This window comes from Thalassococcus sp. S3 (assembly GCF_004216475.1).
In the GTDB taxonomy this organism is placed as follows: Bacteria; Pseudomonadota; Alphaproteobacteria; order Rhodobacterales; family Rhodobacteraceae.
This window is the reverse complement of record NZ_CP022303.1, coordinates 1261299-1279501: the sequence shown is the minus strand read 5'-3', so window position 1 is coordinate 1279501 and position 18203 is coordinate 1261299. Positions and strand designations below refer to the sequence as shown.

The following is an 18203-nucleotide window of genomic DNA, read 5'->3' as shown; positions in this document are numbered from 1 at the left end:
CCGCCGAAACCTTTGGTTTCATTATATTTTTGTCAGGAACATTATTGCGATTGTCAGCCACAGAAGGGCGATGCCGTGATGGGCCATCGCTTCCGCGCTTCGGATCCGGTTTGTCATTGCATCGAGCGCGCCGGCACTGCCGCGGCTTGATTGCCGGGTCCATTTTTGCTTGTCGAGGCGGAAGAAGACGAACGTCTTCACCGCGGCACCGAAGACCTGGCTGAAATACAGAAGAAGAGGATGCGTGACCGGGAACCATGTCCCCCGGAACATCGACAGGATGATGCAGAACACATACCGCGTTGCCATCACCCAAGCGATGTAGAGCGGGATAACCATCACATCATGCAGGATGGCGGTCAGCAGGATGGTGATCGGCCCCACAAGGGTCGTCCACATCGAAATCCGCTGGTCCATGACCGACCACCAGGTAAAGAACCCGATCCGACGGGGGCCAAGGGCGATCGCACGTCCGTTGGTCCGCAGCATGTTTCCGAACCAGCGCACCATAAGGGTCTGCGCGCTGTCGAGGAACGTATCACGTGGCTGCTCTTCGACCGAAATGGATTGCACATCCGGCAGATAGGCCATTTCATAGCCGTTTTTGAGAAGCCAGAACCAAGTCGATTTATCGTCGCCCGTCAGGAACTTGACCCGGCCCAACCGCCAGTGATCCAGGAAATCGTGATCGACACCCTCGATGAATTCGGGATTGGTGGCGAGGTCCGCGCGGAACACCGACATGCGGCCGGTCAGGGTGAGAACCCGGTTGCCCAGGCCCATGGAACACATCATCACCTGCCGCTGATTGAAGCGCATGATGAACCAGTCGCGATAAAGGCTCTTACGCTCGATCTGCACCGCCTCGTCCGTGGTCAGCGCTCCGACCTTGGGATTGGTGAAGATCGGCGCAGATTTCGCGACGATGTCGTGCGGCACCATCGTGTCGCCATCGACAAAGACCAGAATGTCGCGATGCGTCGGACAGAAGCCGCGGATGATCCGCAGCACCTTGGCCATCGCGTCCCGCTTGCCGTTCGCCTCGATCCGGTCGATCACCAGCTGAACGTTCGACATGTCGCGTGGCATCGTCTCGTAGATGCTGCGGATCAGCCGTTCGTCAGCGCCGTCAACCACGGATGACACGATCGTCGCGCCGTCCTTAGAATTGGCCGCAGCTTCAAAGATGGAGCGATAGACCGGAAGACTGACTTCCGGTTTCACCATGTAGGAGGTCACGAGGAAATAGGCGTGCGAGATGACCCCTTCGTCGCGATACTTCTTTTGCGCCTTCGCTTTCCGCCGGGGATATACGACCCGGCGGAAGATCACGGCACGCGTGAAGTTGATCGCGGCCCAGGAATAGCGCCACGCACCCAGAAAGCCTATGATGAAGATCGTGTTCACGGTTCCCTCGAGGGAACCGAGAAACGCCGGCGGCACAGAGCTGGCCAGCAACACGATGACTGCAAAATAGGCGATATGTGTGAGAACCGCGAACATCGCGCCACTCCCCTCGCCTAAGTTACCAGCAGATGCCCTCGTACTTGCCGCCCGAGACCCGCTTGCGGTTCATCCGCGTCAGGTCCAGCACCGGCACGTCATTGGCTGCCACTTCAAGCCGTTCCACGGTGTCCTTGTAGAAATTGCCCACAAGCACCGCGCCACAGCCTTCGATCATCTTGTCGAGGTCGGCGATCATGCGATCCTTCAGATCCGGGATCACATCGTTGCCACGACCGGCGGTCGAGTTTTCGTTGGCGTAGGCCTCATAGACATAGGGGTCGTAGATATCGACCTCGACGCCGGCGCTGATCAGGCGTGATGCCAGCTCTGCCAGCGGGCTCTCGCGCAGATCGTCGGTTCCGGGCTTGAAGCTGATGCCCACAAAGCCAACCTTCTTGGCGCCGGACGCCTTGACCATTTTTTCGGCCTTCACGATCTGTGCTTCATTGGCATCCAGAACCGCGTTCAGCAGATGCGCAGGCGTATCCAGCGTGGCCGCCATGTGGCGCAATGCGCGCACATCCTTGGGCAGACAGGATCCGCCGAATGCGAAACCCGGCCGCATGAAGTAGGACGAAATATTCACCTTGTCGTCCGAGCACAGGATTTCCATGACCGTCTGACCGTCGAGGCCCGACGCCTTGGCGATGTTTCCAATCTCGTTGGCAAAGGTCACTTTGACCGCGCGCCAGGTGTTGGAGGTGTATTTCACCATCTCCGCCGTGCGCAGATCCACGACGTGGATCTTGCAATTCAGATCCTGATTAAGCTCGGTCAGGATCTCGCGCGTGTAATCATCAAGAGCGCCAAAGACGATCAGACCCGGATCGTAGTAATCTTCGATCGCAGTGCTTTCGCGCAGGAACTCAGGGTAGTAGCCAACGCCGAAATCAGCACCGGCTTTCTTGCCGGATGCGGCCTCAAGCGTCGGGATACAGGTGCCTTCACAGCTGCCCGGCACGATGGTCGAGCGGATGACGACGGAATGGCCGCCCTCTTTGCTGGCCAGCGCCTTGCCGATATTCTCGCAGACGACCTTTACGTATTTCAGGCCGACCGATCCATCGGATGCGCTGGGTGTGCCCACGCAGATGAAGGATGCGTCGGTGTTGTCGATTGCATGCTGAACATCGTTCGTCGCCGTGAGCTTGCCATCGGCCACCACCTGCGCGATCAACTCGTCCAGTCCGTTCTCGACGATCGGCGACAGACCGGAATTGATTGCCTCGATCTTACCGGGGTCAACGTCAACTGCGATGACCTCATGCCCATCCTTAGCCAAACATGCCGCAGAGACCACGCCAACGTAGCCAATGCCAAAGACACTGATTCTTGCCATAACTGCCTCGTTATATTTTGTTCATTTGTTTATTTTTTCTTTAGCGGTAGGCGGTTGTCCGCCGTCGGTAAAGTGAAAAATTAAGACGTTTTCGCAAAAAACCGCTTGTCGGTGACATATCTGCACCAAGACCTTGAAGAGAACACAAAGGCATCAAGAAGCCTCCATATTCTTGCCTTATTCCTGCCACATTCCGCGAATTTGATGCTGATCCGCGTCAAAACCGGGGTCACAGGCCGCCTAAATTAGCGGCAAATCCCGTATGCAGGCTTGACCATCAAATGTCCGCCGCGACAGAAGGGAAGAATAAGACGCGCGGTGATGTGAAACGCTGCCGACAAAAAGACCTCCCACCGTTTTGAGCAGAACGAGGCAAGTGGAAGATGTTACGGAAGATTGCGGTTTGGGCGTCTCTCGGCGCTCTCATGTTGGTTGCACAACCCAATGATCTGGCAGCAGACCCGCCCCCACGCGGTTATGCATTCAATCTGAGCCCCCATGACCATGCATATCGCCGATCAGAACCCGGTGAACCGACGCGGCGCGGCAGGCGCAGCGAGCGGTTTGAACTGCGCGACGGAGATTGCGGCGGCAGCGATTGCGGCAATCCCAGGTATCGCAGCGAGCTCCGCATGCGCAACAGCGTCAACAAGGCCCGGATCAACAAGGACATCTGGTATGGCTGGAGTTTCTATAACGAAACCGTTCCATCCTTCAGCGCCAAGACAACATTAAGAACGGTCTTTGGCACATGGAAGTTAAGCGGCGACCACCGCCCGATCTTCCGGCTGATCCAGATGGGGGTGGGGGAAGGCAACTGGACGGATTGCGATCCAGCGCTCTGCACGCGGTCCGATGATCGCGCCAAGGACGTGGTCATTCAGCTTGACGACATGCGTTCGGCATATGGCTGGGGCAAAGCGCAAAACCTCGGTCACATCTGCAAATTGTTCAGCATGGCCGAGATGCGAGGCAAGTGGGTCGATATCGTGATCAACACGAATTTCGGAACCGGCCCAGACGGTTATCTGAACGTGTGGATCAATGAAACGCTTGCCTGCAGCTATCGCGGGCAACTTGTCGCAACCCCACCGGCCTCTACCCGTGTCCGGCCCGGGCACCGTCGCGGTATTTTCGCAAGCTACACCAAAAGATGGGACGCCAATGCGGCAGGTCAGTCAAAACCGCGGATGGTGGTCTATTACGACGAGTTTCTATCCGGGCGCCACCGCGCCGATGTGGACCCTCGCCTGAGGGAACTGGCTGGAAAACGCGCGAAGGACTGATGTTTTTTTGGCGTACAGTACTGTCTTTTTAGAACAATGAATGTCGTAAAATACACGGCATATGCTCCTTCTTCAGCACCATTTAGAACATTTATGATGTTTCGTCGTCAATCAGACGGAACCGGTTGATCATCGTTTCGACGATGTGCTGGACGGGTGCGGCGCGCCTGAGAAGAATGGCTTCTAGTGCCCTGATATCCCCCGGCATTTCCCAAGTGGGCGATCAAGATTCGTGTTAATTATCGCCAAATGGTTCCGGTGCTTATCTCGGCAGCTTGTGAAGGATCAACTAGAGGTTGGCTCGCGACACGGCAGATGTGGATAAGTTTGAGGATAACTGTGAGGAAGTGCGTTTTCTCAGAGACCTAGAGGCAAAAGCTTGGACAACGTTGAAAGAGCAAGGCGGCCCCAACTTGCATAGGGCGCCTTGTCTTTCGCATGACCGCCCAGCCTTTTTGGGCCACGTCCAGTCTACGCCGCGCTTTCAAAGGCGACGTTGCGCGATACCGTTTCCCAGGACGTCAACTCGGCCAGAACCGCTTCGGCATGATCGCGGATGCCATCGACCGCATCGTCCCCCAAAGCCAGCCTAAGCGGTGTGACGTCGGATTTCAGGGCAAGATCAATCGCAGCGGCAGCGCGCGCGGGATCACCGGCCTGCGTCCCATCCATGTCTTCGGCAAATGAGCGTGTCCCTCGCACGATCTCCTCATACTCCGCACGCTGCGGCATGTGGCGCATCCCGCCTTTGCCCGCAAATGACGTGCGGAAGGCGCCTGGCTCCACGATCATCGCCTTCAATCCAAACGGCGCGATTTCCTGGGCGAGCGCTTCGGTCAGCCCCTCAAGCGCAAATTTCGAAGCGGAGTAAGGGCCAAAACCGGCAAAGGACATCTGGCCCCCGACGCTTGAAATCATGACAATGGCGCCTGTGCGCTGAGCGCGCATGACCGGCAATGCCGCGCGTGTGACGGTAAGCGCGCCAAAGAAATTCGTTTCCATCATCGCCCGCAGTTCAGCGTCGGGCGTTTCTTCGAAGGCGCCCACGATGCCGTATCCTGCGTTGTTGATGAGAACATCGATCCGGCCAAACCGGGCGGTCGCGGCCTCGATCCCCGCCGTAACCTGGTCGGGCCGCGTGACATCCAGCGCAATCGCAAGAACCCGGTCCGGCGCGGTCGCTTCGATTTCGGCCAGCAGATCCGCCCGCCGGGCGGTCGCCACAACGTTGTGTCCATGGGCCAGTGCGTATTCAGCAAAGGCGCGCCCGAAACCCGAGGATGCACCGGTGATAAACCATGTATTTGTCATGTCGTTTCTCCTGATTTTGAATGCTTAGCGACCGGGGGTGTCGCGTACGAAAGGGTTTCCCCGTTCCGCCGTCGCGGTGAAGCTCATGGCGGTGACACGCCAGGTCTCATCCTCGCGGACGAAGTCATGTGTGTATGTTCCCCAGACCTCCCACAGCGGCTCCCCTCCGTTTTCGGGCAAGGCGCCCCGCTCCATGCGGTTCCAGGCATAGCCGTGGCTTGTCATTTCGGCCTGATCCGGTCCGGTGAAGGTGATTTGGTGATTTCCACGCAGGTGGAAGGATGTCTTTTCCTCGGTCAGGTTGGCAGACCATCCCGAAATCAGGGCCTCGGCAGGTATCGTCGCAGGCTCGCCCCCCGTGAGAGAGGTGAAGTCAACGGATACCGTCCCCGCAAAGAACCCTTGCGCCCGCGGCCAGTTCTTTGCGTCTACGGCCACATCTATTGCATCGGCCACGCGTATCATCTCGGCCTGATCCAGAAGACGATCTTCGGTCAGCGGCGCATCTGCGGCTCCTGCGGCCGAAGTTGCCAGAATGAAGGCAATCGCAAGTTTCATGGTTTCTTCTCCGTTTAGCGGTCCGCGCGGCATCGGCGCGGACATTGGATGTGTTCAGCTGGTTGCAGCGGCGAAATGGGTGGCAGTGCTTTCGAGCGTGGAGAGGGACACCCCCTCACGGTGGTCCCGCAGGAAACTGGCCCGGCCATCCATCACCTGGTGCATGGCGTGACGGGTTGCCCGATCTGCTTGGACGTAGCGGGCAAACGCGTGAGGGTTTGTCACGGTGCAAAGAAAGGCAGCAGGAAAGAAGCGTTTCATGGTTGGCATCCTCTAGGTCCTTGGATCGGGCTGTCTGTGTCCCGTTGATCCAAATCTAGCGAATGCCCACCCGGTCCGATTGAACGGTCCTGAGAAGTATTTGAATAATCCTGCTCAGACGCTTGTCGCGCGGTACTTGCTGGGGCTGGTCCCCATGAGCTGTTTGAAACTCCGCGAGAAATGCGCCTGATCCGCGAAACCGCAAGCCAATGCGATCTCTCCCAAAGGCAGGGCGGGATCCGACATCATGCCGATAGACTGCTCGATCCGGTACGCCATCACGTATTGCATCGGCGCCTTGCCCATAACCTCTTTGAACACGCGGCTGAAATGCGCAGGGCTCATCCCGACCTCACGGGCCAGATCTTCGACCGCAATCGTTTGGTCCAACCGCGTTTTGACGAAATCCAATACGCGACGGTAATGCGCTGATGTGAACTTGGCCGAGCGCGCGATCTCCTCCGGATGCCGGTCGCCGTATCGCTGCAGTAGCTTGACAAGAAAGACACGCGCCAGCGCCTCGAACATGACGGGTGACGTCGCCGCCTCCATCTCGAGGCTGTCCCGCAGCATCACCCCGGCAGAGACAATGTCTGCGTCGGAAAATTGCGGAAGGTCGGCAAGTTGCCGGTCGCTCAGCAGCATGCCCAGCTCATGCTCGGCAAAGCGCGCCACCGGCCCCGGGTCGAGCGTGATGACAATCACATCCGACCGGTCGAACCAGCGCCAGCCTGATCGGGTCCCCGCCGGGGTCACGATGATCTCGTTTCTGTGGAAGGTGAAGTCGCGCAATTGCCCGTTGCGGGTGTTCTGCACGCGATGCGGGGCGTCGCGGAGGTTCAGCAAGACGTGGTGTTCTGCAAAGACATCTTCGGGCATGCGACCGGGATCTGCCTGAAAATACCGGACGGTCATCAGGGCGGTCGCCGATTGGTGCAGCAACCCATCGCTGTCGAGCAATGGAAGCGAGGGGAACACATCTTGATATCGGCGGGGCATGATAGAGGCTTTGCGGCAATCCGTTTGGAAAACTAGCGCCGCCGTCAATCCATACCAGCCTCCGCGATATCTCAGTTCAAACGCTGTCCCGTCTCCGGCTCGAAGTAGGAGACCTTCCCAAGATCGAACGCCATCTCAAGCGGCTCACCTGAACAGGCGACAGTCTCGGCGTGAAGGCGCGCCGTAACCTCCCGCCCGCCCAGGCGGGAGACGACATAGGTATCAGCACCGGCCGGTTCGACCACATCCACAAGGCACTGCGCGGTCTGAACATTCTGCCCACCCCGATGGCCCGCTTCGGCAATGTCTTCGGGGCGCAGTCCAAGAATGACATCTTCGGGCAGCCCGGAATGCGCCGTATCGGTCAGGATCAGGGGCTCGGCCTGGGGACGCGCGATTTCGATACGTGTGCCGCCGTCTGTGCTATGGGCCTTGGCCGGTATCAGGTTCATGGCAGGCGATCCCATGAAGTCCGCGACGAACAGGTTTTCGGGCCGGTTATAGATCTGCGATGGCGTCCCGATCTGCTGGATCACGCCGCCTTTCATCACAACGATCTTGGTGGCCAGCGTCATCGCCTCGATCTGATCATGCGTCACATAGACGATGGAGGCATTCAGGTTCTGGTGCAGCTTCTTGATTTCGGTCCGCATCTCGACCCGCAACTTGGCGTCGAGGTTGGACAGCGGTTCGTCAAAGAGAAACAGCTTGGGATCCCGCACCAGCGCGCGCCCCATGGCCACCCGCTGCCTTTGGCCGCCTGACAACTGACCCGGACGGCGGTTCAAAAGCGGCTCGATCTGCAAAAGCTGCGCCACGTCTTTCAGTTTCGCCGCCTGTGTTACGGCATCGACGCCCCGCACCTTCATGCCGAACGTGATGTTCTTGGCGACGGACATTGTGGGGTAAAGCGCATAGGACTGGAACACCATCGCGATATTGCGATCCTTCGGGCTGACAGTTGTCATGTCCTGCCCCCCGATATGGATCGCCCCCCCGCTGATCGGTTCAAGCCCCGCGATGCAGTTCAAAAGCGTCGATTTCCCGCATCCGGATGGTCCGACCAGCACCAGAAAATCACCGGGCTCAATCTCGACATTGATGTCCTTGAGGATCTCGGTGGTTCCATAGCTTTTGCGAAGGTTCTTGATATCCAGAACAGGAGGCATGCGCTTACCCTTTCACTGATCCGGCGGTGAGACCGCGGATAAAATACTTGCCGGCGATGACGTAGACGAGGAGCGTTGGAAGGGCCGCGATAATGGCTGCGGCCATATCGACGTTGTATTCCTTCACGCCGGTGGTCGAATTGACGATGTTGTTCAGCGCCACCGTGACGGGTTGCGTGCCGGCCTGACTGAACGAGACACCAAAGAGGAAATCGTTCCAGATCTGGGTGAATTGCCAGATCACGGTCACGACGATGATCGGCAGGGACAACGGCAGGAAGATCGACCAGAAAATCCTGAAAAAGCCCGCCCCATCGACCTTGGCCGCCTTCACCAGGTCGGCAGGAATGGTGACGTAGTAGTTGCGGAAGAAAAGCGTCGTAAACCCGATCCCATAAATCACATGAACGAAGATCAGACCGGGGATGGAGCCGGCGAGCCCCATCAACCCAAGCATTCGCGCCATCGGCAGCAGAACGACCTGAAACGGGATGAAGCAGCCAAAAAGCATGAGCGAGAAAAAGATGTTGGCCCCACGAAACCGCCATTGCGCCACGACATAGCCGTTCAAAGCGCCGATCAGGGTGGAGATCACGACGGCCGGAACCGCCATCAGCACCGAGTTCCAGAAATAGGGTCTCAACCCCTCGCATTGGATGCCGGTACAGGCGCCCGACCAGGCTGTCCGCCAGGCATCCAAGGTCACATCCCGCGGCAGGGCCATCAGGGAGCCTGTGCGGATCTCTTCCAGGCTTTTCAGTGACGTGGTGATCATCACGAAAAGAGGCATCAGGTAATAGAGGGCAAAGAGGACGAGCAACGTATAGAGCAGCCAGCGCAGCAGGCGCTTCGAAAGGGTGCTCTTGCGCAATGTCGGAAGGGCGGCATCAGTCATTTTTGGACCTCAGCTCTGAATAGAGATATGGCACCACGATGGCGAAAACGACCATCATCATGATCATGGCAGAGCTTGCCGCCTGCCCCAGATCCCCCCGGGAAAAGGCCATCGCGTACATGTAAGTGGCGGGCAAATCGGTGGCATATCCGGGCCCGCCTCCTGTCAGCGCGATCACGAGATCGAAGCTTTTGATCGCAAGATGCGCCAGAACGATGAAAGCGGACAGGAAAATGGGCGCCATCGATGGAAGGATGATGGCGGAATAGATCCGCGCGGTTGGGATGCCATCCACCTGGGCGGCCTTGATGATCTCCTGATCAACCGATCTCAATCCAGCCAGGAACAGCGCCATCACAAAGCCGGAGGCCTGCCAGACCGCGGCGATGATGACGGTGTAGATGGCCATGTTCGGATCAACCAGCCAGTTAAACGAAAAGCCTTCGAACCCCCAGCCCCTGACCACGGCCTCCAGTCCCAGTCCGGGGTTCAGCATCCATTTCCACGCCGTGCCCGTCACGATCATCGAAAGGGCCATCGGGTAGAGATAAATCGTCCGCAACGCCCCCTCGGCCCGAATTTTCTGATCCAGAAGGATGGCGATCAGCAATCCCAGCGCCATTGAGATCAGGATGAAGAGCGTGCCGAAGATAAAGAGATTGTTCATCGCCGTATCCCAGCGCGGGGCGGCGAAGAGGCGGTCATATTGAATGAAGCCTTCGATCTCGTAACGCGGCAAAAGCCGGGACCGGGTCAGCGAAACCCACGCCGTCCATGCGATGAACCCGTAGACGAAGATCAGGACAACAACGAAAGAAGGCGCCAGCACCATCTTTGGCACGTGTCGTTCAAGCCAGTCCGACATCGAAAGTCTCCGCAAAGGTGCCTGCCCCAGGGAGGTGGGGCAGGCAATGCAGGTTCAGCGGCTGTTGGCCACTGCGTTGACGAGCATCTGAACCGCATCCTCGGACGACATGTCAGAGTTGAAGTGGGCGGTGACGACGTCGGTGATCGCACCGGACTGCGCGCCAAAGAGGGCCATGCCATGCGCATAAGAGGGCAGAAGCGACCCGCCATCGGAGCTCGCGGTCATGTCGTCGGCAGACAGATGCGCGCAGGTATCGAAGTCGTCCAGCGCCACATCGGTCCGGGCCGGGATCGACCCCTTGTTGAGATTGAACACCTTCTGAAAGCTTGGCCCCACGATGAGTTCGGCCAAAAGCTTCTGGCCCGCGACCTTGTCGTCCCCGTCCACATCGAACATGGCAAAGCTGTCGACATTATAGAGGAACCCGTCCCCAGGTGTCGAAGCACAGAGGAAGTCTTCGCCCGGCACTTTCCCGGCGGCGAGAAACTCGCCCTTTGCCCAATCCCCCATGATCTGGAACGCGGCCTCGCCGTTCATGACCATCGCGGTGGCAAGGTTCCAGTCCCGGCCCGAGAAATTGTCGTCGACATAGCCGCGCAATGTGCGCATCTGATCGAAGACGGCGACCATCGTGTCGGACGTCAGCGCTTCGTCATCCAGATCGACGAGCGCCTTTTGATAGAAATCCGGGCCGCCGACACCCAAAACGACGGTTTCGAAGACCGTGGCGTCCTGCCAGGCTTGACCGCCATGGGCCAAAGGCGTGATGCCGGCCGCCTGCAGCTTTTCTGCCGCCGCGTTGAACTCGTCCCAGCTGGTCGGCATCTCGATGTCGTTCGCCGCCAGAATCTCGGCGTTGGCCCAGATCCAGTCGACCCGGTGCACGTTCACCGGAGCAGCGCACCAGATGTCGTCACATTTCATATGGCCCGCGATTGATGCGGGCAGCACCTCAGCCCATCCCTGGGCATCTGCAACGGACGAGATATCAGCCAGCACGCCTTCCTGATACCATTCCTGAATGGCCGGGCCTTTCAGTTGAACCGCCGTCGGCGCATTGCCCGACAGAACACGCGCGCGCAATGCGGTCATGGCGGCATCCCCACCGCCACCGGCCACGGGCATATCCGTCCATTCGCCGCCTTTCGACGCAAATTCCTCCTGCAGAACGGCCACGGACTTGGCCTCCCCACCGGATGTCCACCAGTGCAGAACTTCCGCTTCGGGTCCCGCTAGGGCGGCACCGGCAGCCAGCAGGGCCAGCGCGGACGACGCGGCTGTGCGCTTGAATATTGTCATGATCTCCTCCCAAGATGAGCCGACCCGTTGGCCGGTGATGTGCTAGTTTGGACGAGATCAGGCGGTTGCGACAAATACCGATTGCAGGATAAGCCATACCCCGCGCACGAAAATTCTGTGATCTGTTACGTGCTGTTACGCTATGGTCTCGGTCAGCCTCCGGCGACGCCCCGCGCGCGCCATTCGAGCCAGCAAGGTCGGGGAGTTCAAGATGGCAATTTCCAAGCTGATGGTTGTCGATGACGACCCCGAGATGCGCGAGATGATGACCCAGTTTCTCAGAAAGCACGGCTTTTTCGTGCTGACGGCGGAAAGCGAGGAAGAAATTGCCCGCCACCTTGAGACAAGCCGTATAGACCTGATCCTGCTTGACGTGATGCTGGGCCAGGAAAACGGTGTGCGCATCTGCGAACGCCTGCGGGAGGAGCAGGATGTCCCGATCATCCTCGTCTCTGCCCTGTCGGCGGATCATCACCGCATGGCCGGATACAGTGTCGGCGCGGATGACTATATTGCCAAACCGTTCAATCCCGATCTGTTGCTCGCGCGGGTCCGCGCGGTTCTGCGGCGGGGCAGACGGTCCGCGTCGTTGCAATATCGCCGCAATATCTCGCGATACGTCTTTCAGGGGTGGTCCTTTGACGCAAAAACGAACGTGACCCTGGCGCCGGACGGGTTCCAGGTCGCCCTGTCCCAACGTGAGATCGCGCTGCTGAAGGTGCTTGTGGCAAATCCTCATATCGCGCTGACCCGTCAGGAAATTGCCGAAGGGCTGGATACCACCCGCGAGACAGGCCGACACCTCGACGTTTCGGAGGGGCGCGCCATCGATGTTCTCGTCGGGCGTCTGCGCTCCAAGATCGAGAGCAATCCGAAAGAGCCGGACATGCTGCGCACGGCCCGCGGGGTCGGGTATGTTTTTGCCGTGGATGTCGATGTTTCCGATGGCTGAACGCGCGCGTTTTGGAACGTTGAAAATGCGCGGCATCGTCTGGACGCTGACAGCCTTTGTGGCCGGCGGCCTCGCCAGCGGCCTTTGGATTACGTCTCAATCCAACTGGAAAAGCTACCTGAACCAGGCCTATCTCGCAGGTTTTGCGCTTCATGATACGCTGATCCGGGATGCCCCTGCCCCGCCAGATCTCAGGCTGAGCCCCGTGACCATCGGAGACCTTTCCGATCAGGGGACACCGATCACGCCTGAATTCGGCCCGCGCACCTATGTGACATCCGTTTCCATCTTGACCGATCCGATCCTGACGCTTGGAGGTCGGCGCATTCAGCTGCGGATCGTCTCACCAGATCTGCAATATCCGGTGGCGGATCTCCCGCCGGCGGATGCCAGCAATACGGCCTCTAAGGTCGCGGATGTCGCGCGTCTGCTTGCCAGCCTTTGCAGTGAGCCGGTGGTCTTTGCGCGCGTGGATCAGGGTGCATGGCTGCGCGTGCATGGCGACGATGTCTGGGGGTGTGCCGCCGCCCCCCGCGACCTGAGACTGCTGGCCTTGGCCGTGGGCATCTGCGGACTTCTGATCTGTATATCCCTCGTGGCGGAAACCGCCGGTCACTTTGCTCAATTCACCGACACTTTGCGTCTCTATGGCCGCACCAGGGGGCGGGCCCCTTTACCCGAAGAAGGCCCGGAAGAGCTGCAGAGCCTGGCCAAAACACTGAATGCCTATCTGGAAACGGAGCAGGACCGGCTCCACAAACGGGCGCTCGTTCTGTCGGGTGTGAGCCACGATCTTGGAACGCCGGCCACACGCCTGAGACTGCGCACGGCCCTGATCGACGACGCGGAGCTGCGACAAAAGCTGGAGACCGACATCGACCTGATGACAGGCATGATCGAAAGCGTTCTGACCTACACCCGCGCGGAGATCAGCGCCGAAGACCCGGTTGAGCTTTCCCTGACCTCGGTGGTTCAGGCTGTTGTCGCGGATTATGACGATGTCGGCAAACCGGTCCGGTTCATGCCCGCTGAAGCCCGGAGCGTGGAGCGGAGCAGAACGCTTTTCGCAGCGGCACCCGGATCCCTTATGTTACCTTCGGAAGAGGCGCGCAGAGTTCTGATCACCGCGCGACCGGTGGCCCTGCGCCGCGCCATCGGCAATCTTGTGGACAATGCGCTGAAATATGGGCGCCGCGCGGCGGTATCGGTCCATGCAAATTCGGGCGAGGCGGCCATCATAGTGGAAGACGAAGGCACCACCATGTCCGAAGACATGCTGGATCGCCTCACGAAACCCTTCCTGAGGGGGGAGAATGCGGGGCTGACCGATGGGGTAGGCCTTGGACTGACGATCGTGTCCACCATCGCGCAACAACACGGCGGCGCGCTCACCTTTGAACGTGTCCCGACGGGTTTGCGGGCCATTCTCACGATCCGGCGCGCGTGACGCGCGAAGACCTGGCTTCACTTTCGTGTCAAAGCGATTGCGTCACCGAAGGCGTGCCGTCATTCATGCCACACTCAACGCCCGAGGGAGGGGCAAGATGCTCGATGCATGGATGCGGCGGATCATAGACCCGCCCCTGAACGCCGCAGGAAAACGCCTGGCTTCGGCTGGCGTCAGCGCCGACACGGTGACCCTCGCCGGACTGGTTCTGGGCCTGGCGGCGGCGGCTTTTGTCTGGGCAGGGTTCTTCCTTGTCGCCCTTTTGTTGCTGCTGGCGTCCCGGCTTGCGGACGGTCTAGACGGCGCGGTCGCACGTGCAACCCGGAAAACCGATTTCGGAGGCTACCTCGATATCGTGGCGGATTTCCTGTTTTACGGAGCGATCCCCCTGGCATTCGTGTTTCACGACCCCGCCGTCAATGGTGTGGCGGGGGCGTTCCTTCTGGCCTCGTTCTATTTCAACGGAACGAGTTTTTTGGGCTACGCGATCCTGGCCGAGAAACATGGGATGGAGACGACCGCACAGGGGAGCAAATCACTCTACTTCTCTAACGGCCTTTTGGAGGGCACGGAAACCATCCTGTTCTTTGTCGCCCTTTGCCTTCTGCCTTCACTTTTCGCGCCGCTGGCCTGGGGCTTCGGCGCGTTATGCTATCTGACAGCCATTCTGCGCGTCTTTGCCGCGCGGGACGTGTTTCAAACCCGAACGGAAACCGAATGACACGAAAAACCAAACTTGCCACGTTCGTCGCTCTTGTGACCTGGGCCTTGCCCGCCACCGCGGACCCGGACCCGACAAACTGGGCGGCGATCCTGGAAGAGGCGCAGGGCCAGACCGTTTATTGGCACGCTTGGGGGGGCTCCACTGCGACCAACGACTTCATTGCCTGGGCAGGTGAGCAGATCAAAGAGACATACGATGTCACCCTCGAGCACGTTAAGCTGGCCGATACCGCGGACGCGGTCACACGGGTGCTGAGCGAAAAGCAAGCCGGGCGCGATGACGATGGCGCCGTTGACATGATCTGGATTAACGGCCCCAATTTCGCGGCCATGAAAGAGGCCGATCTGCTCTTCGGGCCGTTTGCGGAAAGCCTTCCCAATTGGCAATTCGTCGACGTAGAGGGCAAAGCCGTTCAAACCGATTTCACCGTCCCGACTGAAGGGTTCGAAGCGCCCTGGGCGATGGCGCAGGTCGTGTTCATGCACGACACCGACGACCTGCCGGACGCGCTGCCGAACGTGGAGGCGATCCTGGATTGGGCAACGGCAAACCCGGGGCGCTTCACCTATCCGCAGCCCCCTGACTTTCTTGGAACCACGTTTCTCAAACAAGTGCTGATCGACCTTACGGATAATGACGCAATTCTGTCGCAGCCCGTCGATACCGCGAATTACGAAGCTGTCACCGACCCGCTTTGGGATTTTCTGGATCAGTTGACGCCTCACCTTTGGCGGTCCGGCACCGTCTATCCGACAACGGGTCCGGCACAGCTGCAACTGATTGCAAATGACGAGGTCGATCTGGCGATCTCGTTCAGCCCGGGGGAGGCAACGACGGCCATCGCGAACGGGCAATTGCCGCCATCCGTACGAACCTTTGTCTTGGAGGACGGAACCTTGGGCAATGCCTCTTTCGTGGCGATCCCCTACAATTCGGGCGCGAAGGCCGGCGCGATGGTGCTTGCCAATTTCCTGATGTCTCCCAAAGCGCAGCTTCGCGCGCAGGACCCCGAGATCCTGGGTTACGGTACGGTGCTCGATGTCGAAGCATTGCCCGAAACTGATCGCGCGGCCTTTGCCGCTCTTGATCTGGGCATCGCGACGCTGACCCCGGAGGAGTTGGGCCAGGTGCGCCCGGAACCGCATCCAAGCTGGATGATCCGGATCGCCGAGGATTGGAGCGAGCGTTACGGCGCCGGACGCTGATGCGGTGACGGAAAGAGGCGACATCGCGCGACCGGGCCATTCTGGGAACGGGGCAATAGGCCGGTCTGCCGTCGACGGCTTTCCGGCGCTGACCCTGTGCGTGATGTTTCTGCCTGTGGGCGCGGGGCTTATGGGCGCTGTCTTTCCGGCGTTCGGATATCTGCCCCCTGCCGGACTTACGGAGTTTAGCCTTGCCCCCGTCAAGGCGCTTTTCGACTGGCCCGGCCTGGGCGTCGCATCGCGCCTGTCCCTGACAACGGGGCTTCTTGCGACACTGATCGCCCTATCGATTGTAACGCTTGTGCTCGCCGGGTGGTCCGGCACGAAACCGTTCCGCGCGCTTGAGCGTTTGCTGTCCCCGCTTCTGGCGGTTCCGCATGCGGCGGCAGCCTTTGGTCTGGCCTTTCTGATCGCCCCGTCCGGCTGGTTGTCACGACTGCTTTCTCCGGCGGCGACCGGTTGGGACAAGCCGCCAGATCTGGTCATCCTGCAGGATCCATACGGTCTGTCAATGACCGCCGGTCTGGTCGCGAAAGAGGTTCCGTTCCTGTTGCTGATGGCACTTGCGGCAATCGGGCAAAGCGATGCACGCCGCCGCGTTCGTGTTGCGCAGGCTTTGGGGTACGGGCGCGTCACGGGCTGGCTGAAATCCGTGTTCCCGGCGATCTACGCGCAGATCCGGTTACCCGTCTACGTCGTTCTGGCCTATTCGATGTCGACCGTGGATGTCGCTTTGATCCTCGGCCCCACATTGCCCCCGCCCCTGTCGGTGCAGGTTGTGCGCTGGATGAACGACCCCGATCTGACAATGCGGCTTGTCGCATCCGCAGGTGCGCTGATGCAGTTGGGCCTGGTACTCGCCGCCCTTTTGGTCTGGCGCGTCGGAGAACTTATAGTTCAACGGCTGGGCGACGTCTGGGTCCTGTCCGGGCGTCGCGGAGCAAGGGCCGATATATTCTTGCGCCCGCTTGGCCTACTGGCCGGTCTGATCACCGCGATCTCCCTCATCATCGGCCTGGCCGGTCTCGCAATCTGGTCCGTTTCCGGCTTCTGGGGGTTCCCGGCCCCCCTGCCCGACCAATTCACCCTGAGAGGATGGAGCCGCAACCTGGACGGCCTGATCGACACAACCGTCACCACGTTTCTTATCGCGTTTGCGGCAACGGGAATTGCCGTATTGCTTGTCGTCGGCTGCCTGGAGGCCGAGTTTCGGCGGTCGCGCCCCATCACCCGGCGCGGGATATGGCTGATTTACCTTCCGCTGCTCATCCCGCAGATCGCATTCCTTCCCGGCCTGCAAACACTCCTTCTGTCGCTTGGTGGAAAGGACGGTCTGGCGCCTGTCGTCGCGACGCATGTTGTGTTCGTTCTACCTTATGTCTTCCTTTCGCTCGGCGATCCATGGCGGGCCTGGGACAGGCGACACGCCGTCGTCGCCGCCGGGCTTGGCAGCGGGCAGACCGACATTTTCTGGCGGGTGCGGCTGCCGATGATGCTGCGGCCGATCCTGACAGCGGCCGCGGTGGGTCTTGCCGTGTCTATTGGACAATATCTGCCCACCCTGCTTGTCGGCGGCGGCCGCGTGAGCACCCTGACCACCGAGGCTGTTGCACTGGCGGCGGGGGGCGATCGGCGCACCATCGGTATCTACGCCGTCGCGCAAACCGCAGTTGTCATGCTGCCTTTTGCCCTTGCGCTCGCCATACCCGCCCTGATGTGGCGCAACAGACGGGGGCTTCATGGCTGAAGGATTGGAGCTTCGCGGGGTTCGGATCGTTCGGGGCGAACGCACCCTGATCGAGATCGACCACCATGTCCGTCCCGGCCAGGTGCTGACCATCATGGGGCCCTCCGGGGTTGGAAAATCAACGTTGCTGGCCTTCATCACAGGCACCCTGTCCCCGGATTTCGCGGCGTTTGGCGAAGTCTGGCTGAACGGTCGCAACGTCACCGGGCTACCGCCGCATCAGCGCTGCATCGGTATCCTTTTTCAGGACGACCTTCTCTTTCCGCATCTCAGCGTGGGTGCAAATGTCGCGTTCGGGATGTCGAAAGGCGGCGGTCGGCGCCAGCGCCGGCTTCGGATCGAGGCCGCGCTTGAAGAAATCGGCCTTGCCGGCTGTTTTGATCGCGATCCGGCCACCCTGTCCGGCGGGCAACGCGCGCGCGCAGCGCTCATGCGCAGCCTGCTTTCGGATCCATGCGCGCTGCTGCTGGACGAAGCGTTTTCGGGCCTCGATGCCTCACGCCGCGCGCAGATCCGCGATCTGGTTTTTTCACGCTGCGCTGCTCTGGGACTGCCCGTCATCATGGTGACCCATTATATCGAGGATGGTCGCGCGGCAGGCGGCGACATCATCGAACTCTGCGGCGAAGATCAGTAG

At 59.8% G+C, this 18203-nt stretch carries 17 protein-coding genes; 7 read left to right on the top strand and 10 right to left on the bottom strand.

The window, feature by feature from the left end:
* Nucleotides 1-21 precede the first annotated feature (21 nt).
* Together CFI11_RS06465 and CFI11_RS06460 are read right to left on the bottom strand one after the other, a co-directional pair.
* Complete coding sequence (locus CFI11_RS06465) at nucleotides 22-1503, bottom strand: glycosyltransferase (RefSeq protein WP_130404197.1); 1482 nt, start codon at nucleotides 1501-1503, stop codon at nucleotides 22-24.
* Between the two features lie 22 nt (nucleotides 1504-1525).
* Nucleotides 1526-2845, bottom strand: a complete 1320-nt coding sequence (locus CFI11_RS06460) for a nucleotide sugar dehydrogenase (RefSeq protein WP_130404195.1) — start codon at nucleotides 2843-2845, stop codon at nucleotides 1526-1528.
* A gap of 383 nt (nucleotides 2846-3228) precedes the next feature.
* On the opposite strand from CFI11_RS06460, the gene CFI11_RS06455 reads away from it, so the two are divergent.
* Nucleotides 3229-4131: a heparin lyase I family protein gene (locus CFI11_RS06455; protein WP_130404193.1), complete on the top strand. Its 903-nt coding sequence runs from the start codon at nucleotides 3229-3231 to the stop codon at nucleotides 4129-4131.
* 471 nt (nucleotides 4132-4602) lie between these two features.
* Here CFI11_RS06455 and CFI11_RS06450 read toward each other — a convergent pair whose 3' ends face one another.
* The 8 genes from CFI11_RS06450 to CFI11_RS06415 all read right to left on the bottom strand — a co-directional run bounded on the left by CFI11_RS06450 (nucleotide 4603) and on the right by CFI11_RS06415 (nucleotide 11491).
* Nucleotides 4603-5442, bottom strand: coding sequence for an oxidoreductase (locus tag CFI11_RS06450; RefSeq protein WP_130404191.1), 840 nt, complete (start codon nucleotides 5440-5442; stop codon nucleotides 4603-4605).
* Nucleotides 5443-5466: 24 nt separating this feature from the next.
* Entirely contained in the window at nucleotides 5467-6000 is a 534-nt protein-coding gene (locus tag CFI11_RS06445; RefSeq protein WP_130404189.1) for a nuclear transport factor 2 family protein, read from the bottom strand.
* Nucleotides 6001-6054: 54 nt separating this feature from the next.
* Nucleotides 6055-6261, bottom strand: a complete 207-nt coding sequence (locus tag CFI11_RS06440) for a hypothetical protein (RefSeq protein WP_130404187.1) — start codon at nucleotides 6259-6261, stop codon at nucleotides 6055-6057.
* A gap of 114 nt (nucleotides 6262-6375) precedes the next feature.
* Nucleotides 6376-7260, bottom strand: a complete 885-nt coding sequence (locus CFI11_RS06435) for a helix-turn-helix transcriptional regulator (protein WP_130404185.1) — start codon at nucleotides 7258-7260, stop codon at nucleotides 6376-6378.
* Nucleotides 7261-7331: 71 nt separating this feature from the next.
* Nucleotides 7332-8429 (bottom strand): ABC transporter ATP-binding protein, encoded by a 1098-nt coding sequence (locus tag CFI11_RS06430; RefSeq protein ID WP_130404183.1) that lies wholly within the window; start codon nucleotides 8427-8429, stop codon nucleotides 7332-7334.
* A 4-nt stretch (nucleotides 8430-8433) separates the two neighbouring features.
* A complete protein-coding gene (locus CFI11_RS06425) occupies nucleotides 8434-9324 on the bottom strand; it encodes a carbohydrate ABC transporter permease (RefSeq protein ID WP_130404181.1) in 891 nt (296 codons plus the stop codon).
* A complete protein-coding gene (locus CFI11_RS06420) occupies nucleotides 9317-10189 on the bottom strand; it encodes a carbohydrate ABC transporter permease (RefSeq protein WP_130404179.1) in 873 nt (290 codons plus the stop codon). Before CFI11_RS06420 ends, CFI11_RS06425 begins: the two co-directional genes overlap by 8 nt.
* A gap of 54 nt (nucleotides 10190-10243) precedes the next feature.
* On the bottom strand, nucleotides 10244-11491 hold the full coding sequence (locus tag CFI11_RS06415; protein ID WP_130404177.1) for an ABC transporter substrate-binding protein: 1248 nt from the start codon (nucleotides 11489-11491) through the stop codon (nucleotides 10244-10246).
* A 211-nt stretch (nucleotides 11492-11702) separates the two neighbouring features.
* On the opposite strand from CFI11_RS06415, the gene CFI11_RS06410 reads away from it, so the two are divergent.
* From CFI11_RS06410 to CFI11_RS06385, 6 genes are all read left to right on the top strand, one after another.
* Nucleotides 11703-12443: a response regulator gene (locus CFI11_RS06410; RefSeq protein ID WP_130404175.1), complete on the top strand. Its 741-nt coding sequence runs from the start codon at nucleotides 11703-11705 to the stop codon at nucleotides 12441-12443.
* A complete protein-coding gene (locus CFI11_RS06405; protein WP_254449038.1) occupies nucleotides 12436-13890 on the top strand; it encodes a HAMP domain-containing sensor histidine kinase in 1455 nt (484 codons plus the stop codon). Before CFI11_RS06410 ends, CFI11_RS06405 begins: the two co-directional genes overlap by 8 nt.
* Nucleotides 13891-13987: 97 nt before the next feature.
* Complete coding sequence (locus tag CFI11_RS06400; protein WP_130404173.1) at nucleotides 13988-14611, top strand: CDP-alcohol phosphatidyltransferase family protein; 624 nt, start codon at nucleotides 13988-13990, stop codon at nucleotides 14609-14611.
* Nucleotides 14608-15819: an ABC transporter substrate-binding protein gene (locus tag CFI11_RS06395; protein ID WP_130404171.1), complete on the top strand. Its 1212-nt coding sequence runs from the start codon at nucleotides 14608-14610 to the stop codon at nucleotides 15817-15819. The genes CFI11_RS06400 and CFI11_RS06395 overlap by 4 nt, the downstream gene beginning before the upstream one ends.
* A 103-nt stretch (nucleotides 15820-15922) precedes the next feature.
* Nucleotides 15923-17566 (top strand): ABC transporter permease, encoded by a 1644-nt coding sequence (locus CFI11_RS06390; RefSeq protein WP_130409947.1) that lies wholly within the window; start codon nucleotides 15923-15925, stop codon nucleotides 17564-17566.
* A complete protein-coding gene (locus tag CFI11_RS06385) occupies nucleotides 17559-18203 on the top strand; it encodes an ATP-binding cassette domain-containing protein (RefSeq protein ID WP_130404169.1) in 645 nt (214 codons plus the stop codon). Before CFI11_RS06390 ends, CFI11_RS06385 begins: the two co-directional genes overlap by 8 nt.